The organism is Brasilonema sp. UFV-L1, assembly GCF_012912105.1.
Lineage (GTDB): Bacteria > Cyanobacteriota > Cyanobacteriia > Cyanobacteriales > Nostocaceae > Brasilonema.
Genome location: NZ_QMEA01000053.1, coordinates 54410 through 73123, shown reverse-complemented (window position 1 = coordinate 73123; position 18714 = coordinate 54410). Strand labels below are relative to the sequence as shown.

Annotated in this window: 16 protein-coding genes; 2 read left to right on the top strand and 14 right to left on the bottom strand. The window is 41.5% G+C overall.

Annotated features, from left to right (window positions below; translation table 11 throughout):
- Window positions 1-94: 94 nt before the first annotated feature.
- From pruA to DP117_RS16670, 9 genes are all read right to left on the bottom strand, one after another.
- The gene (gene pruA / locus DP117_RS16715) at window positions 95-3079 is read right to left on the bottom strand and encodes an L-glutamate gamma-semialdehyde dehydrogenase (RefSeq protein ID WP_169219414.1); all 2985 of its coding nucleotides are present in this window, start codon (window positions 3077-3079) and stop codon (window positions 95-97) included.
- A gap of 174 nt (window positions 3080-3253) precedes the next feature.
- Complete coding sequence (locus DP117_RS16710) at window positions 3254-3904, bottom strand: restriction endonuclease subunit R (protein ID WP_169219413.1); 651 nt, start codon at window positions 3902-3904, stop codon at window positions 3254-3256.
- 18 nt (window positions 3905-3922) lie between these two features.
- Window positions 3923-4285: a DUF5615 family PIN-like protein gene (locus DP117_RS16705; protein ID WP_169219412.1), complete on the bottom strand. Its 363-nt coding sequence runs from the start codon at window positions 4283-4285 to the stop codon at window positions 3923-3925.
- Window positions 4260-4613 (bottom strand): DUF433 domain-containing protein, encoded by a 354-nt coding sequence (locus DP117_RS16700; RefSeq protein ID WP_169219411.1) that lies wholly within the window; start codon window positions 4611-4613, stop codon window positions 4260-4262. The genes DP117_RS16705 and DP117_RS16700 overlap by 26 nt, the downstream gene beginning before the upstream one ends.
- Window positions 4614-4982: 369 nt before the next feature.
- Window positions 4983-5168, bottom strand: coding sequence for a hypothetical protein (locus DP117_RS16695; RefSeq protein WP_169219410.1), 186 nt, complete (start codon window positions 5166-5168; stop codon window positions 4983-4985).
- A 142-nt stretch (window positions 5169-5310) separates the two neighbouring features.
- On the bottom strand, window positions 5311-5796 hold the full coding sequence (locus tag DP117_RS16685; RefSeq protein ID WP_169219409.1) for a hypothetical protein: 486 nt from the start codon (window positions 5794-5796) through the stop codon (window positions 5311-5313).
- Window positions 5783-5899: a DUF4058 family protein gene (locus DP117_RS16680; protein WP_248277689.1), complete on the bottom strand. Its 117-nt coding sequence runs from the start codon at window positions 5897-5899 to the stop codon at window positions 5783-5785. The genes DP117_RS16685 and DP117_RS16680 overlap by 14 nt, the downstream gene beginning before the upstream one ends.
- An 18-nt stretch (window positions 5900-5917) precedes the next feature.
- Entirely contained in the window at window positions 5918-6697 is a 780-nt protein-coding gene (locus DP117_RS16675; RefSeq protein ID WP_282440292.1) for a DUF4058 family protein, read from the bottom strand.
- A 360-nt stretch (window positions 6698-7057) separates the two neighbouring features.
- On the bottom strand, window positions 7058-7234 hold the full coding sequence (locus DP117_RS16670; RefSeq protein ID WP_169219407.1) for a hypothetical protein: 177 nt from the start codon (window positions 7232-7234) through the stop codon (window positions 7058-7060).
- Between the two features lie 266 nt (window positions 7235-7500).
- On the opposite strand from DP117_RS16670, the gene smc reads away from it, so the two are divergent.
- Window positions 7501-11172, top strand: coding sequence for a chromosome segregation protein SMC (gene smc, locus DP117_RS16665; RefSeq protein ID WP_169219406.1), 3672 nt, complete (start codon window positions 7501-7503; stop codon window positions 11170-11172).
- A 58-nt stretch (window positions 11173-11230) separates the two neighbouring features.
- A complete protein-coding gene (locus DP117_RS16660; RefSeq protein ID WP_169219405.1) occupies window positions 11231-12226 on the top strand; it encodes a PRC-barrel domain-containing protein in 996 nt (331 codons plus the stop codon).
- A gap of 88 nt (window positions 12227-12314) precedes the next feature.
- Here DP117_RS16660 and DP117_RS16655 read toward each other — a convergent pair whose 3' ends face one another.
- The 5 genes from DP117_RS16655 to DP117_RS16635 all read right to left on the bottom strand — a co-directional run bounded on the left by DP117_RS16655 (window position 12315) and on the right by DP117_RS16635 (window position 18403).
- On the bottom strand, window positions 12315-13703 hold the full coding sequence (locus tag DP117_RS16655; RefSeq protein ID WP_169219404.1) for a D-alanyl-D-alanine carboxypeptidase: 1389 nt from the start codon (window positions 13701-13703) through the stop codon (window positions 12315-12317).
- Window positions 13704-14353: 650 nt separating this feature from the next.
- Window positions 14354-15106 carry a DUF6174 domain-containing protein gene (locus tag DP117_RS35395; protein WP_211176153.1) on the bottom strand — a complete coding sequence of 251 codons (753 nt, stop codon included), beginning with the start codon at window positions 15104-15106 and terminating at the stop codon, window positions 14354-14356.
- Between the two features lie 652 nt (window positions 15107-15758).
- Window positions 15759-16370, bottom strand: coding sequence for an exopolysaccharide biosynthesis protein (locus tag DP117_RS16645; RefSeq protein ID WP_169219403.1), 612 nt, complete (start codon window positions 16368-16370; stop codon window positions 15759-15761).
- Between the two features lie 79 nt (window positions 16371-16449).
- Window positions 16450-17328 carry a lipid kinase gene (locus DP117_RS16640; protein ID WP_169219402.1) on the bottom strand — a complete coding sequence of 293 codons (879 nt, stop codon included), beginning with the start codon at window positions 17326-17328 and terminating at the stop codon, window positions 16450-16452.
- Between the two features lie 295 nt (window positions 17329-17623).
- Window positions 17624-18403, bottom strand: a complete 780-nt coding sequence (locus DP117_RS16635) for an FHA domain-containing protein (RefSeq protein WP_169219401.1) — start codon at window positions 18401-18403, stop codon at window positions 17624-17626.
- Window positions 18404-18714 lie beyond the last annotated feature (311 nt).

Below are 18714 nucleotides of genomic sequence, written 5' to 3'. Positions count from 1 at the left end.
TAATAAAATAAGGTGGGCAATCTTGCCCACCCTACTAACTTACTCTACTCCTGTTGTCTTTAATTTTGAATTTTGAATTTTGAATTTTGAATTATTACTCTGCTCCCTCAATCGGCGCAAAACCTTGACGTTGAATATTCTCCGTTATCGTACGCGGTTCGGTGAATTGTAGCAGGTAATCCGGTCCTCCCGCCTTAGAACCAACACCAGAAAGTTTAAAACCACCAAACGGTTGTCGTGCGACTATAGCACCCGTAATATTGCGGTTGATGTACAAATTCCCAACTTCAAACTCATCTTGCGCCTTCTGGATGTGCGAAGGAGTTCTAGAATAAACTCCCCCAGTCAAAGCATAGTTAGTTCCGTTAGCAACTTCCAGCGCCTCATTAAAATTCTTCACCTTAATCACCGCCACCACAGGACCAAAAATTTCTTCTTGAGCAATAGTTCCATTTGGTGGTACGTTTTTAAAAATAACAGGACCGATAAAATACCCGTTATCTGGTGCTGACATTTCCAAAGCGACTTTTGCTTCTGCCTTACCTTTTTCGATATACTCACGAATGCGCGAGCGTGCATTAGCATCAATCACTGGTCCAACTTGAGTACTCGGTAACTCTGTCTCCCCAATATTGAGCGATTTCGTTGCTTCCACGAACCGCTCGACAAAAGTATCATATATCGGTTCCAACACCACCACTCGCGAACAAGCAGAACATTTTTGTCCGCTATAACCAAACGCCGACTGCACCACCCCAACAACAGCTTGGTCTAAATCAGCACTTTCATCTACAATGATGGCGTTCTTTCCACCCATCTCAGCAATGACCCGTTTCATATGCTTTTGACCAGGTTGAACAACTGCCGCCTCTGCGTAAATTCGACACCCCACCTCTTGTGAACCAGTAAAAGCAATCACATGAGTATCTTTGTGATTCACCAGATAAGAACCAACCTGGGAACCCTTACCAGGAACATATTGAAAAACACCTTTAGGAATTCCAGCATCAACCAGAACTTCTGTTAGCTTCGCGGCAATCACAGAAGATGTTTCCGCAGGTTTGAGCAAAGTACAATTTCCTGTAACCAAAGCAGCAACTGTCATTCCTGTTGCGATCGCCAGAGGGAAATTCCAAGGAGAAATCACCACAGCAATTCCCCGAGGCTGGTAAACATAACGATTAGTTTCACCAGCAACATCATAATTGTACCCCTGCTCCAACCGTTCCATCTCCGAGGCATAGTAGCGACAAAAATCTATCGCCTCCGAAACCTCAGCATCTGCCTCCCGCACTGGCTTCCCGACTTCCAAAACTATCCAAACTGAAAGTTCAGCGCGGCGTTGTTCCATCAAATCAGCCGCTTTTCGTAAAATTCCAGCACGTTCTCTTACAGGTGTTTTGCGCCAAGCAGGAAATGCAGCCTTTGCAGCTTGCATCGCTTGTTGCGCTTGTTCTACACTGAGGAGTCCAACCTTACCAACCACCTCACTAAAATTCGAGGGATTCACAGAATCTACAACTTGCTGCGTCTGAACATACTCACCGTTGATAAGAGGGAGATAAGTTTTTCCAAGTTGCTGACGAACCTTTTGGAAAGCTTGATTAGCCTCTTTCCTCTCCTCCTCTTCAGCATAATCAGTATCCGCAGCGCCAAGGAAGAATGAAGGATTTTCTTCTTGTCTGTTTGTTTGCTTGTCTGCTTGTTCCACCACAGGCGGCGCTAATAACTCCTCAATCGGACGATTCTCCAGATTTTGTCGCAAAAACGAACTATTCGCCGTATTCTCTAACAACCGGCGAATCAGATACGCCATTCCTGGAAGCAGTTCCCCATAAGGACAATAAACTCGAACCCGATAACCTCTATCAACCAACGCCTTTGCTAATTTATCCCCCATACCATAGAGAACTTGCATCTCAAAGCAACGGCGAGGGACATTTAAACTTTGCGCTATTGCAATTGCATGAGCTTGCGATCGCACGTTATGACTACCAATCGCAGCATACACATATTGATAATTCTCTAGCAATAACTGAGTTATCGTCTCAAAATTTGCATCCGTCGCAGCTTTATCATTATAAACAGGCTGTTGCCAATGCTTCTGCTCTGCTTTAATAGTTTCTTGATCCCAATACGCGCCTTTCACCAAACGAATTGTTATCGGATAACCGCGCTGTTTTGCCCAATCAATCAACTTTTGTGCATCTTGCTCGCTATCACGTAGATAAGCTTGGATTGTCATACCAATATCTGTACGAGAGCGAAACTCATCTTCTATTAAAAGTTTTTTGAGAATGCTGAAAGTGATATCTTTGTAAGCATACTGTTCCATGTCAAAATGAACAGCAGCACCTAGTTCTTTCGCACGACGTAACAGAGTGCGAATGCGATCGCTCACCCGTTCTTCACTACCTTTAGCATCCAACGGGTCAAACTGAGAATAAAAAGCCGTTAACTTCACAGAAACCTGGACTTTTGGCAAACTTTGTCCATCAGCTTCATCAATCAAAGGAACTGGCGTCCAACTCTTCGACGCTTCCACCAATTGTTGCATCAAATCTAGATAGCGTTCCAAATAAGATTGCGCTTCTGCTTCAGTAATCACAGCCTCACCTAATAAATCTACAGTGAAAGCCATTTTTTCCTTACGCAGTCGCTCAATAGTCTTCAGCGCCTGTTTAATATTTTCTCCCGAAATATATTTATGAGCTAAAGTTTCTACACCTGTGGAAACAGTTGTCGCAGCGACTTGTCCAGGCATAGAATCAGGATTAGCAAAGCCCAACATTCCCTTGAGGGCTGCAGGTAATTCTACCGACTCATCACCCAAATATTCTTGTAAATGAGCTGCAATTTCTGGTTTACTGCGTAAAGCCGGAAGAGTATCAATAAAGCGAAACAATTGCACCCGCAATCCAGGATTACTCATCGCCCAAGCAAGTAACTTGTCATCCCAGCGCATTTGTTCCCGCAACGCACCAAAGAACGAACGATTTTCCTGTGTCGCGGCTAGAAGCTGTTTAGCAATTTCTTGAGTTTTCGCTTCGTAGGTACTTGTTTGTACTTGTAATACCACTGATAACCAACTCCATATTTAAGGCAAGGCTTCATTATATACAGCCTGTATCTTCTATTGTGACTTTTTCATTGTGTCACTACCAGTTCTTCAGTATGGAGAGACAAAAACTTTAATGAACAAGCAAATCTAAAGATATGAGCTATCACTCCATTGACAAAGCAATCTGAAGCATTACTGGGCGTTATACTGTAAACAAATTGCTTTTAGGACTTGCAGCAATTTACTTGACGATTCAGCGCGAGTTATATCTAATTTTGGCAATACTTGATAAGTCGGTGGATTGCCTTGCTGGATATAAACAAACTGATAATCCATACCATTGCTAGTCAATCCCCAAACGGAGGTTTGATGCTCTAAACTTGTATGTGCATAAGTGAGCAATTGTGGCAACCCCTCCGAGGCGTTCAGACTACTATTTTTAGATTCAATTACCAATATCCAAAATGGTGTCGATATTGTTCTTCCCTGCGTCTTGTTAACAGCCAAAATATCCATCCGTCCTTTGATGAGAGTGTCTTCATCTTCAACAGAGATATCAGCAATATTTTCTTCCAGAGTTATCTTTATACTGGGATGATAAAAGCCAGCTAATTTCAGCAAAGGAGCAAGAAAGAGAAATTTGATTTGTCCTTCTGAAATTTTACCCTCTGAGTAGTATTCGCGAAAAAGGTTGCGAATTGTCTGTAATTCTTGCTGTTCAAATTCTGTAAGATTTTCTAAGAATAGTAAGGACGTAAATAAGTCATTGAACTGCTCTTCAAATTTAAAAAGCTGTTGAACGTCTTTCAATCTTAGCTCGCTTGCGTTTAGATTTGTAAGCATTCGTTTATGATTCTAGAATTAGGGTAGCGGTAGATGAACAATTTGGTCTTGATATTCACCATCAAAAGACGCTTCCGCAATTAAAATTAACTCATCAATGTTCTGCTCGATAGTTAATTTATCATTTAAAATAAAAATGCCTGGTATATGACGACCTTGATTTATATGTTCAACCAAATGTACAGGCATAGATTTACGGTTATTTGTAACCAGCAGGAAGTCATGCTCCTCACACCAGCATAATATCTCTGGATCTAAGGTGCTTTTAGGAAGAGTACCAGGTTCTCCAATTACCCAGATAACTAAATCAGGTTTTTGTCGTCGAAGTTGAACCTGATAAAGAGGAGCAACATTTTCATCCAGCAGATATTTGAGAGTCATTTGCTTTTTTCATTGCTTCTCTTTCGGCTTTTAACTTCATCAGTTTGACGACAACTGGTGGAGGATTACGTCGCTGTTCTTCCCGCGCCCTATGACTCCACTCCAACCAATCAGCTATATAAGCGCTTACCGCTTCTTTATTATGCAGGTAGTAAAGAATTGTTGCATAAACTTGTTCTAAAGTTAATGATGTGTAAATGTTTGCAATCTCCTCTGGAGTTCGAGCGCGATGAATGTACTCGTAAAGAATAGTTTCAATTCCTACCCTTGTACCTTTGACGCGGATATCATCGGGGCGTTGAAAGTCAAAGTAATCTTCTAGTTGCATAATTTACCTTATTATTTATCTACTCATAACACAATCTTACATCTTCGCAAAATGCTCTCGTAGCAAGTCGTGAATGAAGCGATAGCGTCCACCATTTTGTAGGATAAACCCTCGTTCAGCTGCATAACCAAGGAAGTGTTTATAGCTGCGAGGACTAGAGCCACTTTGCCAGAGAATGAAGCGCAGAATGCAATGTTGGATGACAGGAATACCACCAAAAATAAAGCCAAAAGTTAACCCTAAAACAAGTCCATAAATTATTATGACTGGTTCTAATGTTCTTCCTAGTGTTAGCGAAAGTAGTACAGTAACGAATGCAAATACTAGGGTGACAATCAGAGTAATAATGACTCCATTTTTCGCTGACTGTCAAACACCTTGATTGGGAATTTTTCTATTTTTAATATCAGTTTTTAGCCCAGAAATCAGCCCAAAAATCAGCCCTGAAATCAGCCCTACAGCAACTCTATATAGCCATTTATGACGAGTATTTTCTAACCAAGTGGGCTGCATCTTTTCAATCAAAAATTCTGTCTGCTTTTTGGGCGTCGTCAATTAAATCTTGCGCCAGTTGCAGCAGTAGCGTAGTTTTGCCTGAACCTGGCGCACCCAGAATCAACAATTTCCCATCTTCCTGATGAAAAACATCAACAATTTTTGTCTCTGGAGGTAGCTGAGTATTTTGTCCGTTTCTTCTCTAAATCAAATTAAAGTTAAAAAAGTTAAGTTTTAAAAAACCACCTTTACCAGCACCTGATTGCGAACTGACTTGCTTATTTGTATTTCCCGCTTGGGAAATCAGTGACTGCCTTCCCTGTTCATCCATGTCCAGAGGAATTAGGACTTGATTGTATAATGATTTTTCTAAGCGTTCATCAACATCGCCTTTCACAACCCTCAACAACTTACGTCGCCAATCTTGTAGCACTTGAGGAGAAACTGTCTTGCTTGATGTTGTTCCACTGCTGGGATTAGCCTGGAGTTTAATAGCCAGCCAAGTCAGATAAGCAAACAGTAAAGATAATACTAACGCCAACAGCCAGATGAAATGATTCGGGATAACATCTTTCCATTTATATATGTCAGATAATTGATTGAGAATAAAACTCAGACAATTATTAACCAGTACAGTCAAGAAACCGATAACAAATAGCCATATCAGACGGGAGTCAAGTGCTTGCATATTGACACCTGGTTGCTTTTTCAATAATTAACCAGTGGTGAAATGCTGGAAATAATTCAGGATGTTCTAAATCAGGGTTCATTCCAAGAAATGGAGATGCCATTGTTGTAACTCTTCATTTTCATTTTTCTCGAAGTCCTTGCTGACGTAACCAAGCATCATTCCATACAACATTTGCTTCTGATAGTGGTGGTACTGGTTCTTTGCTATAATCTATGACTAAATCATAACTGGCACGGTCATAGATTTCACTTATTAAATTTTGTAAATTAAGCGATGGTTCAATATCTTCTGAACGCAATGGTAGGGGAAAAGAAGGAATCATATTTTGTAAGTTAAAAGCATATAAATCAGCTTTGGGGCGATATTCTCCCCGACTTATTAAAATTCGATAATCACTTTGAATATCATTGTTGAAAATCAACATGGGTTTGCCATCTCGCAGCAAGTCAATCTCAACTAAGTTGGTGAAACTTCCCAGCACTCTCTGACGCTTTCTTTCATATGCTTTACGTCCTTCTCCTGAACGTTTATTTTTAGGAGAAAGAACTTCAATGACTGTCACCACTTCTCGCGTCGTCACTTCTCGCACTTCCAAATAACTTTCCCTAACAGTTTCAGGTGTGGGAATTGTCACAGTTATAACTTGGGCTGGAGGTGAGGCGACGACATTAGTTGTTTGTGGGCTAGTTGTCTTTAACTGACGTTGCACTGTGACATCAGGAATACCCACTAACAAAGAATCTTCTCCACTTGTTTGATAAACTCGTTCTTCGATGTCCACTATATATTTAGGACGTAGTTGGGGAGAAAGAAAATCTGAAATTGCAACTATCAAGCGCTTATGGACTTTCTGCCATAATGCAGGATTTTCTAAATACGGGTTCATCCGTTTCATCAAACCCGGAAAAACTGCGGTGCCTCATTACAAGTAACGGGTTTAGAGCCAACGTTGAAGCGGAAAAATCGCCCCAATTGTCACGCATTTGTCCCCTAGAAATGGAGCCAGCCTTTGTAATGTTTATCTGTGTTGGCGTCACGAATACTCGAAGTAATAAGGCTGGCTCCATTTCTTACGTGTAAGACCTCGTCAACTGGTATACAAAAAGAATAACTTTTCATGGGGCGATTTTTCCGGAGGCTGGCAGATTTTTCTAGGTAAAAGCCCAACCCTGGAAATGGCGAAGGCATAAAAGTTCTCACAAAGCAATTATATACAGTAGCTTCACCGTAACTCTACGGTAGTGTACATCGTCGCTTTTCACCTCACTCTCGCTTTTAGCATAGCTAAAATCTTTCCCTCTCCTTCAAGGATATCAACCATCGCCGCTATTTCTGGATGTAACTCAAACACTCGCTGACGAGTTCCAAACACTCGCTGACGAGTTCCAAACACTCGCTGACGAGTTATAAACACTCGCTGACGAGTTCCAAACACTCGCTGACATTCCTAAATCATTCGTAAAAAACAACATCCCCGACAACTTCTGCGAAGTCGGGGATCTAAATCTCGTGGATGAAAAGAAATATCTCGTTTTGCTAAATTTGAAGAATCAAGCGCAAAAATATTCCAAAAACGTTCGATGAACAAAAGCATATCAGCACCCAGGAAACTTAACATAAAGTTGCGAGTCCGTCTATGCTAACCTGTTGAGAGCTTTTATTGATACACTTGAACTTCTAAAGGCCCAGTAAAACAGCGCGATGGTTCATATAAAGCGCGTAGAACTCACGAATTTCAAATCCTTCGGCGGTACAACCTCTGTCCCCTTAATGCCGGAGTTTACTGTCATTTCTGGACCTAATGGTTCCGGTAAATCGAATATTCTAGACTCATTGCTGTTTTGCTTGGGGCTTGCGAGTTCTAAGGGAATGCGTGCCGATCGCCTCCCTGATTTAGTCAACACGACTCAAAGGGGCAAATCTCGTTCCGCTGTCGAAGCTTCTGTCACAGTCACGTTTGATTTGTCAGACCATAAGCTTGATGATGAGTTTGAGGATATCTCTCCTGTCGTCTCCATTGTTGAAGATGAAGAAACAGAGGAAACAGAGGAAGCACCAGACGAAAGTGAAGATAAAAGAAATCATAAAGAAAATATACGGGCAAAACCAGGTAGTGAGTGGAGTGTCACTAGAAGGCTTCGAGTTACCCAGCAAGGAACTTATACATCGAATTACTACATTAATGGTGTCTCCTGCACTCTCAGTGAGTTACACGAAGAATTAGAAAATTTACGTGTTTATCCGGAAGGGTACAACGTTGTCCTGCAAGGAGACGTCACCAGCATTATCTCAATGAACCCCCGCGAAAGACGAGAAATTATTGATGAATTAGCAGGGGTGGCGGCGTTTGATCGCAAAATCAACCAGGCGAAAGAAACTTTAGATCAAGTCAAGGAAAAGGAAGACAGCTGTCGTATTGTTGAGACAGAATTAATCTCACAACGCGATCGCCTATCTCAAGATCGCGCCAAAGCTGAAAAATACCAAAGACTCCGCAGTGAATTTCAAGATAAACAACAATGGGAAGCTGTTTTATCATGGCGTTCCCTACAAGCACAGCATGAAAAATTAGCGACACAAATTCAAATTGGCGATCGCACTTGTGCTGAACTCACAACTCAACTCACCACTCTCAACTCACAAATCACCCAAAAAACTGCCGAACTTGAACAACTCAACGCCCATGTCAAAGCCTTGGGAGAAGAAGAACTTTTAGCGGTACAATCTACCCTAGCCACCCAAGAAGCAGAACGTAAGCAGCTGCAACGTCAGCAAAAAGAATTAGAAACAGCCGCACAAGAAACACTCAAACGCCTCCAACACACTCAAGAAGAAATTCAACAGCATCAACATTCTTTAGAACAACTCGCACAACAACAAGTTGAACAAACGCAATTCATCACCTTACGACGAATCGAACGAGATGAAACGCAACAAGAATTAGAAAACTCCCGTGAAGCCGCAGCTCAAATTGCTTCCGCCTCAGAAGCTTGGGTACAGCAACAAACAGCATTGAATCGCCAAATTGAAACTTTGCTGCAAACTGTTGAACCTCAGCGTACTGAACAAGCACAACTGCGAGAACGTAACAACCAACTCCAGCAGCAAATTCAAGAACAAACCGAACTTGTTCAAACTTTAGAACCTCAGCTAGCAGAAAAACAAGCTGAGTGTACACAAGTTGAAACAGAATTTAACACGTCTGATGAACCAATTCAAAATTTAGCTCAAACTCTGTCCGCAACTGAACAAGAACTACATATTCAACAGGAAACTCAAAAGCGCCTCTTGCAAGAACAACGAGAGAAACAACGCCAATTAGATAAACTAGAGGCGCAACAAGCAGCACAGCAGGAAGTCCAAGGAACCCAAGCAAGCAAGATTATTCTACAATCAGGTATGCCCGGAGTTTGTGGATTAGTCGTGCAGTTAGGACGTGTGGAACCCCGCTATCAATTAGCTTTGGAAACTTCTGCTGGGGCGCGTTTGGGGCATATTGTTGTCGAAGATGACAGCATCGCCGCCGCAGGAATTGAACTGCTGAAACAAAAACGCGGTGGACGAGCGACTTTTTTACCGCTGAATAAAATTCAAGCTCCCAAATTTACTCAAGATTTTACGCTGCGATATGCGAATGGTTTTGTAAATTATGCTGTGAATTTGATTGAGTGCGATCGCCGCTATCGGGATGTGTTCAACTACGTTTTTGGGAACACAGTCGTCTTTGCAAATCTCGCTGACGCGCGTCAGCATTTGGGACTTTATCGGATTGTCACTTTAGATGGGGAATTATTGGAAACCAGCGGTGCTATGACTGGTGGTAGTACGAACCAGCGTTCATCGTTACGGTTTGGTACGGTGGAATCTGGGGAATCTGAGGAGGTTTCTTCTTTAAAAAGTCGGTTGATGGATATAGAAAGAATTTTGGAACGTTGTAGTTTGGCAATTTCTTCTCTTTCTTCCAGAACAAAACAACTGACACAAGAAGTGACAGAAGCACGACAAACGCGCCGAGAACAACAACTGCGCTTGGAACAGTCGCACAAAGAGATCAAAAGTTTGACAGCGCAATTGGAAACAACGCGATCGCAGCTTTCGCAAAACACCGAAAAATTAACCACCGTCCAATCTCGCTTAGAAATTTTGATTCGGGAATTACCACCTCAAGAGCAGCAATTGCAACAACTACGTCACGCCTTGACTGAGTTGGAACAGTCGCAAACTCCCCAAGAATGGCAACAAATCCAAGCAAGAATCAAAATTCAAGAGCAACAATTGCAACAGAGAGAGACAGCGTTAAGGGAAGCAGAACAAAGACTCAAAGATTTGGAAAATCAGCAACAGCGCTTGCAAGAAAGAATTGCTGTAGATGAGCAGCGTATTCAAGAATATCATCAACAGCAAATCAATCAGCAAAATCAACGTACAGCACTTCAATCTCAGCATTCAGCACTCAGCACTGCGATTTCTGAAACTCGCGCTGCTTTGAGTCAAATGGAACAAAATTTGGGAGAGGAAAAGCAAAGACGGGATGTAACAGAACAAGAATTGCGATCGCACACAACGCGTCAGCAACAATTAGAATGGGAACTCCAAAAACTGCAAGAAACACAACAGACGCGTCGCGAGGAACTCGCAGCACAGCAAACTCAATTACAAACTATGTCAGCGGAATTACCATCACCTTTACCAGAAGTACCAGATAAAGTCAATCTAGAAGAATTGCAAAAAGAATTGCGCTCTCTTGCCAAACGCCTGCAAGCAATGGAACCTGTGAATATGCTGGCATTAGAACAATATGAGCGCACCCAAAAACGTCTTGAAGAACTCAGTCAAAAGTTGCAAACTTTAGAAGGAGAGCGCACTGAATTACTGTTAAGAATTGAGAACTTTACTACCTTGCGTCAACGCGCATTTAAAGAAGCTTTTGATGCTGTCAATGAAAACTTTCAATCAATTTTCGCTGTTCTTTCTGAGGGGGATGGATATCTACAACTTGACGATCCAGAAGATCCATTCAACAGCGGATTAAATTTGGTTGCACATCCCAAAGGTAAACCTGTGCAGCGACTCGCTTCCATGTCGGGAGGAGAAAAATCTCTGACTGCATTGAGCTTTATTTTTGCTTTACAACGCTATCGTCCGTCGCCATTTTATGCATTTGACGAAGTGGATATGTTTTTGGATGGGGCAAACGTAGAACGATTAGCTAAAATGATTAAACAGCAGGCGCAACAAGCACAATTTATTGTTGTCAGTTTGCGTCGTCCGATGATAGAATCAGCCGAACGCACAATAGGCGTCACTCAAGCAAGAGGAGCTCATACCCAAGTTTTGGGTATTAAGCTACAATCTGACCAAACAACAGCTTGAGTTTTTGTTAATAATAGTGTATAGATAAACCGGATTCGAGATCAGGACTCGGTATATAATGACCTCTGAACAAAGTATTAGACGTTCCGATATTTTAAACACCCAGGTAATCACTCGCGACAACGGCAAGCGATTAGGAATCGTGAGTCAGGTGTGGGTTGATGTAGATCAGCGAGAGGTTGTAGCGCTTGGCATGCGAGACAGCCTGATCTCTATTTCTGGCGTACCACGCTATATGTACCTCAACAGCATCAATCAAATCGGTGATGTCATCCTGGTGGATAACGAGGATGTCATTGACGATGTTGAGGTTGATATCTATAGCGACCTGATAAACTGGGAAGTGATTACAGAAACTGGTGAAGTCTTAGGCAAAGTGCGGGGCTTCAAGTTTGATGCCGAAACAGGGAAGCTTTACTCAATTGTCATCGCCTCTTTGGGACTACCACAAATTCCCGACCAATTCTTAAGTACCTATGAATTTTCAGTAGACGAAATCGTCAGCACAGGGCCTAAAAGATTGATAGTCTTTGAGGGAGCTGAAGAACGAGTTACCCAATTAACAGTTGGTTTACTAGAGCGCTTGGGTATCGGTAGAGCACCCTGGGAACGCGATGGTGACGAAGAATACTCCACCTACACTCCTCGTACAGTCACACCAGACAAACAACTGCCAAGCGGAGTGCCATTAGAACAACCCAAGCCAAAAATCATTCGTACACCCGAACCTGTTGCACAAGAATGGGATGAGGACTACTACGAAGAAGAACGTCAAGAACGTCAGGTTATGAAAGCACGGCAGTATGAGCCTGTGCAGTACGAAGAAGACGAAGAAGACAACTGGAGTGAGGCAACAGGTAAAGATAAGTATCAAGCACAACCAAAATATGACTCCGGTTCCTACAACAAAAAATCGTACTCTGACCAATACGACGATTACGACGATGATTTAGCCCGTGATGCCTGGGATGATGATGAGGCACCAAAGCCAGTGAATATTCCCAAAAAAGTTAAAGAGAGACAGCCAGAGTACGAAGAAGAGGGGGGTTATTAATTTGACCGAAAAAGAGCGATTGCTGCCATTTTCTTTGGAAGGGGGAGAAATGACAACAGAACAATCGCTCTTACACACTAATAGTGAGTTAGGACTTACCCATTACTATTTCACTATAAGAAGTTTTGCTATTTCTTGTCGGGTTAGGTGTTAACTCGCGCCTTTGAGCTTCGACAGCTCCCCACTTGTCTACAAAACTCTGCAAAAGATAATCTTGCTGAGTGCGGAAATACTCCAAGTTTTTTCCTGAAGCTTCACTCTGAGCGTTAAGATTGTCTGACTCTCCTTGTGCATTCATAATAACAAACCAAACTGTTTTCTGTTCTTGCGTTGGTAAAGCTCCTGCTAAGTTACTAAGATTATTAAAGCTCCCCGACTTCACCACCGCAAATTTGGGAAGTGGGCGCTTGTCTAAAATTCCTTGATCTTGTCCTGCAACGGTGAACACATCAGCAACTGTCATGTTATGAGGCTGGAGATATTTTTCAATAGCCCTGAACATAGCACAGACAGCACGAGGAGAAATCCGATTTTCTATAGCTAAACCAGAGCCATTAACTAGTTGAATTTCTGTTGTTGGCACGCCTGTTGTCAGCGCCGCTTTTTGTGCGACTACTTTAGCTCCACCAACCGCATCAGCTAACTTATCAGCCATGAAATTGTTACTGTAGAGATTCATCTTCTTGAGAAGTTCAGTTAGTGGGTAAGAAAAATGACGCACCAGAGGCTGGAAGTTACTAGGAGATGCAGACAAAGTTTGCACTGTACCATCAATTCTGACTTGGGGTTTTGGCGTACTTGCTGGTAAACTGAAATACTGGGTTCTCGCTTCTTCTGACCAAATCGAAGAATTCAAACCCACTTTGAGCAAGTTTCCTGTTGTCAGTGGATCATCTTTAAAATTCATATAGAATTTACCCACAATGAGCAGATTACCAGTGACTCGTTTGATGCCCAGTTGATTTAAAAGATGACCAATTTTAAAGGCTTCTTCCCATACAAAAAACGGATCTTCTGCTCCCTCAATAATCAAGTCACCGTTTAACACTCCGTTCTGAATTGATCCGGTTGTCCCAATCCGTGTGACAAACTGATGTTCCGCTCCCAAAGTTTCCAAAGCTACAAGAGTTGTTGCGACTTTGGAGAGCGAAGCAGCTCTTAAAGGTACTGTACCCTGATGATGAGCTAAAAGCTGAGTGTCAGATTGAATCCATACTCCTTGAAATTTGCTAGGAAATCCTTTTTTTGCCAGCAATTTAACATATTGCTGAACTTGGGCGTTAATGGCTTTGTCTAAATGATTTGGAGTTAGACTTAGTTTTGGCTGTGTCTCTACTTTTGTTAGCTCAAATTTTGTTGCAGAATCATTAGAATGACTTGCTTGAGGTACGGCAAATAATTTGTTAATGGAACATCCGCTGACCAATGCTAGCAGAGTACAAGATAGTACAGCGTAGTTTTTAAAATGAAATGTCATCTGATAAATTGAATTGTGTTAAATAGAATATAAGGCTTATAGCAATTCACTCAATGCTTGAAATAAATGCACCCCACCGCCTATTACGTATTGACCCTCGCTCCGCTCAAATTCAAAATTCAAAATGGACCGCAGGCGGAGCGGCTCCGGCTCCGCTGCGTCCCGCTGCGCTAACAAGATTCAAAAAAAAGAAATAATTTTGAAACCCTCCGTCTTGAACCCTTGTTGATGCCATACCTTACAGCAGTTTGTTCGTGCGTGAGGTACAGAACCTAGACTTAAAAGCTAGCTATGAAGGCTGTTTTACTCCTGACTTCTGACTCCTGACTCAGGAATTGCTGCTGTATGACTTGACTCAATTATGAGTAAAAGGTGCAGAGAAATTTGTTTAAGTGAAGCTAGCTAACAGGGTGCTTTCTTACCACTCTGAATATGTTTTCTACTGCACCTTCAAAGACTTTAATCAGTTCAACTTGGTTGAATTGAACGCTTTTGGGCTAACTTGTTGGACAGGAACCTTGATGTTGTCAGGCAGAATTTGTACTTCTGTGTAGACAACATTAGCATTTTTACTGTAACGTACTTCCTCTTTCGTAATGATTTGAGGCTTTGTGTTTTCGTCAAAAATGTCTTATTTGCTCGTCACAAATTTAGTTAACCTTTTGCAGATTTTCAATTGTGAGAAATACTTCTTCATCGGCTATTTGGCTGTTGAAATCAATGTTAATTTGGGTTGGGTAGCCAAGTGTAGGATTGTACTGTACAGTGAGGCTGGCTACTTGCTGGGCAATGGCATCACCAATCAAATCAAAAAGCTTGGGAATAGTATCGTATTCTTGGAATAGTTCTGGATTGACTGGCTGATTAGTTTCTGCATTTGTGATAGAAGTCATTTTGCCTTTACGCACTTCAATGACTACTGGTCCTCTAGCTTCGGGTATACAGAAGCAACTGTTCGTTAGTGTATAACGATAGTTAGAGAGATTTTGCTGATTCCACAAATCACGATTAATCTTTAATTGCTGTGACTCATCTGTGTCCTCATTATCAAAAGATAATAGCTTAGACCGCGTTGCGCCAATAACTTCAACACCTTTGGTTCCTCGAATACCTTCTAGTGGAATACTCACACTGTAGGGGACTATGGCTGGTAGATTAATCTCAGGCAAATACCCAGCGACTTCAATCCCCCAATATTCAGGTTGACGCACGTACACAAGTGGTTCAAGACTGACTCGCATACTCGCTGGTTTGGTTCCATTGACAACTAAGACAAGGGTTCCGCTAACTGTACCAGGACGAATCTCTGCTTCGTCAAAATCAATCAATTCTCTGGTTTCCACCTGCGCTTGCTGTTGTGCTGTAGAAAACTTACTGACTTGTGCAAATGCTGGTTGGGGCATAAATAAGAAACTGTTTACAACAAAAACTCCCAAAAGCAGGATTAGACAGAGTCGCTTTTTCATCATTTTCTCCTTGAATTTGTACCTTGGTTCAAAGTCTCTAAACTGACTGCGCAGCAGCGTTAGCGCAGGCCCCCTAAGGGGCTAGCTATCGCTACAAAGAAGGACTTACGCATTGACAAAATTTTGATTGTGTAAATTCTGCCATAGTAGACAGAAATCACCTCAACTTAGTGGGGTTTTGAACTAGCTGAGGATATAAGCCCTTCTTCTACTTCTTATATCGGTGTCAGTAAAATCAACTTATGCACTTGCAGAAGATGGAACGTGGATTGTAGATAGCTGAAAAATTTTGCAGCCGCAGTGCAATTGATCCGCAGATACAGACAATGCTTCCTTGACGAGCGCGCACGTTATGCATAATGCGGTCTTTTTGAAAGCGTGCGTAAGTCCTAAAAAAATTAAATCTTCCCTTTCTTCAGATATGGAAAAAGTAAAAAGCGTTTGCAAGAGCGCCCCCGCACGGGGCTAGCATCCTTGCTTCAAGCCCCCGGATTCATCCTGCCTGGTCGTGCTTAATTTTGAATTTTGTTAGCGCAGCGGTGCGCAGCACATTTTGAATTTTGAATTGTTTTGACTCCTCTGGTAAGTCCTAAAATGACTGGAAAAATGTTGGCAATAAACTGGGAGCCATCCACAAAGCATAAAAGATAAATCCAAATAGTAGAGTTGTCAAAACCGTGAAAATGTAACCAACACACATCAATAAACCATCAGATTCTATAGTAGATACTGCTAAGAGTAGTATTCCTACTGGAGGAATGGGATTGGTCAGAGGAATTGGCAAAATGAGTAAAATTGCTAACCAAGAAATACAAAATCCATTGAATCGCCAAGCCAAAGGATTTTCTGCTATTTTTGCCAAGCGAGGACGCGTAATTTTTTCTAAAATTCTGGTGAGTCTTTGTAGGTTTTTTAAAATTATTTGAGTAAAAGAACGGGGAAATTGATATGTAGCAATTTTTTTAGGCAGCCAAGGCGATCGCCTTCCAAAAGCCATTTGTACTGATAATATCAAGCAAGCACCACCAAACGGTCCAGTTAGTCCAGGTGGAACAGGAAATAAAAATGGTAAAACTAATAATGTAATGACTACGCTAAAACCACGTTCTGAGGTTTCTGCCAGAACATCGCCAAGACTGAGGGGTTGTTCGGCTAACCTTTGCAGCAGGAATTTAATATCTTGAGAAAATTTTAGCTGCATTGTAATGATGAATTATGAGATGTGAAATGTCCTCTCTTCTAACTTACTCATTCATCAGTCATAATTCCGTATTCATGATTTACATCTTTGATGGTACCAACACATCTAAAGCATTGGGAATCACACGAAAGTGAGCAGGAGTGTAGGTTGTAATTTCACCATCTGTATTAATTGGGCGTGGTTTGCGTGTCCGAATCTCAATTTCTTGACCACTGACAGTACGGACACAAGGCGAAAAAATATGTCGTCCTTTTCGCATAGCAGGTAACAAGGGGATAATTTGCCACCAGTGTTGAATTTCCACACTGTAGAGATCCAACCTTTGGTCATCAATTGTGGCATCATGAACGACTGCCATACCACCACCATAATATCGACCATTACCGACAGCAATTTGCACAGTTTTTGCCCTGACACATGTGTCGTTGATACAAATCTCTGTAGTAAAAGGTCGAGATTTCCAAATCACTTGCAACGCAGTGATCGCGTAAGCAAGTATTCCCCAACGACGCTTAACTTGTTTAGTGAGTCGCTGCGTAATTTTCACACTCAGCCCACAACTTGCTACGTTGAAAAAGTGCTTACCATTTACCCAACCCAAATCAATACGTCGTGTTTTATTATTGGCAATAATTTTGCAAGCTTCGGGAATAGAATTCGGAATTCCCAAAGTTCTAGCTAAGTCGTTGGCAGTTCCTAGAGGGAGAATTCCTAAAGGTAACTGCGTTTCTACTAAAGCATCGACTGCAGCATTAAGAGTGCCATCCCCACCACCAACTATAACTAAATCAACTTCATGTTGATAGCGGATAATGACTTCGTATAAATGTTGCGGTTGTTGAGTCTCCTTCTCAATCAAATCAAAGCCTAGTTCCTTGAGACAGTTAACGACTTCTGGTGAGCAGTTTTGTCCCCGGCGGGCTTGACGATTTATGAGTAGTAGTGCGCGATGTCTCATTAGTCGTATTTTTTGTAGTACATACCTCGAAGGTTCTACTTCTGGCATATACTTGACGATAAAAAACTTTTTTACTTCTTTAGTGTGACAGTAATTGCAACCAAGTGCTAGCTCTATTTGCTTTTAAAGATTTTCTTATGCTTGCTTTTATACATTATTTCTTATAATGAAATCTTTATTTAATAACTAAAATATAACAAAACTCTTCTCTTTTTAGAGAAGAATTGTGCATGACTAGTACCGCTCTTGCAGAATTCAAAATCAGGAGCTAATTTTGACTGACTCGGCAGCAGTACTAGTAATTTCTGTTCAAACCATAGTTTAAGATTTTCCCAGTAGTCAATAGTTGACATCCAACGACTAATAAGGCGCAAGATGCGAGGATAGCCAAAAGAGATACTGGCGAGAAGGCATTACTACTAAAAAACATAATTGTAATTCCTAACGCCATCAAAAACCATGCGACATTACGGTACGTACGACGCCAGGTGAGGACGACAACTCCTGCAACACATAAAAGCACACCTGGAATACGTACAGAAGAACTAATCTGAGTATTCACTGTTAAAATCAAAATTCCTGCAATCATCAACACCAAGCCCATAAACTTGGTAAAACGCTCCATTTTAGATGGTTTTGTATTCTCAAGTAATTCAATCTGAATCACCGTCGGTGGATTGTTCAGTGTGGTGTTTTCTGATTGAGTAACGATTTCTTGTTTCTGTAGAAATATGAATGTGACTTTACCCCCATGACCTAAGTCTATTTTGTCTCCAAACTTAAGTGGATAGCGCTTGTTTGGATCTAGCTTAATATTGTTGAGATATGTACCATTAACGCTACCCAGATCTACGACATAGTAAGTCTTTTTTTCTACCTGAATCTCCGCATGAAGTCGAGAAACAAAAGTCGCATCTGGGAAGCCTGCAACATTGATATCGGGCACGATTTTATCTTTCGGTTTGCCAATCCGAATAGCCGTAAAATTGGGCGGCAACTCAAGAGGAGTGTCGGTTTGAACATGAAAAAGCTCTAAACTCAGCCCTGTTGTCTGTGATCTGCCTGGGTTTTCCATGCCTTGTCTTTGGGGAGCAATTTCTCTATTAGTTTATTAACCCTTGTTTGGTCGTGAAGATGCGTGAGATGATAACTCTTTATTTATTGTCTTAATTGTAATACTTATATAATATGTACCATATTATATTCAGTCGTTAAACCTTTACCGTCTTCTAGACGGTAAATTCATAACAATTTATTAACTATCAAGATGTACTTTCATAACGCTTATCTAGCAGGGGTTTCAGAAAGTGTAGCGATAGTCACATCTTGTACCAATACAATTTGATAACTTTTGATGACTCAGTATGAAACCAAAAGTCCCTTATT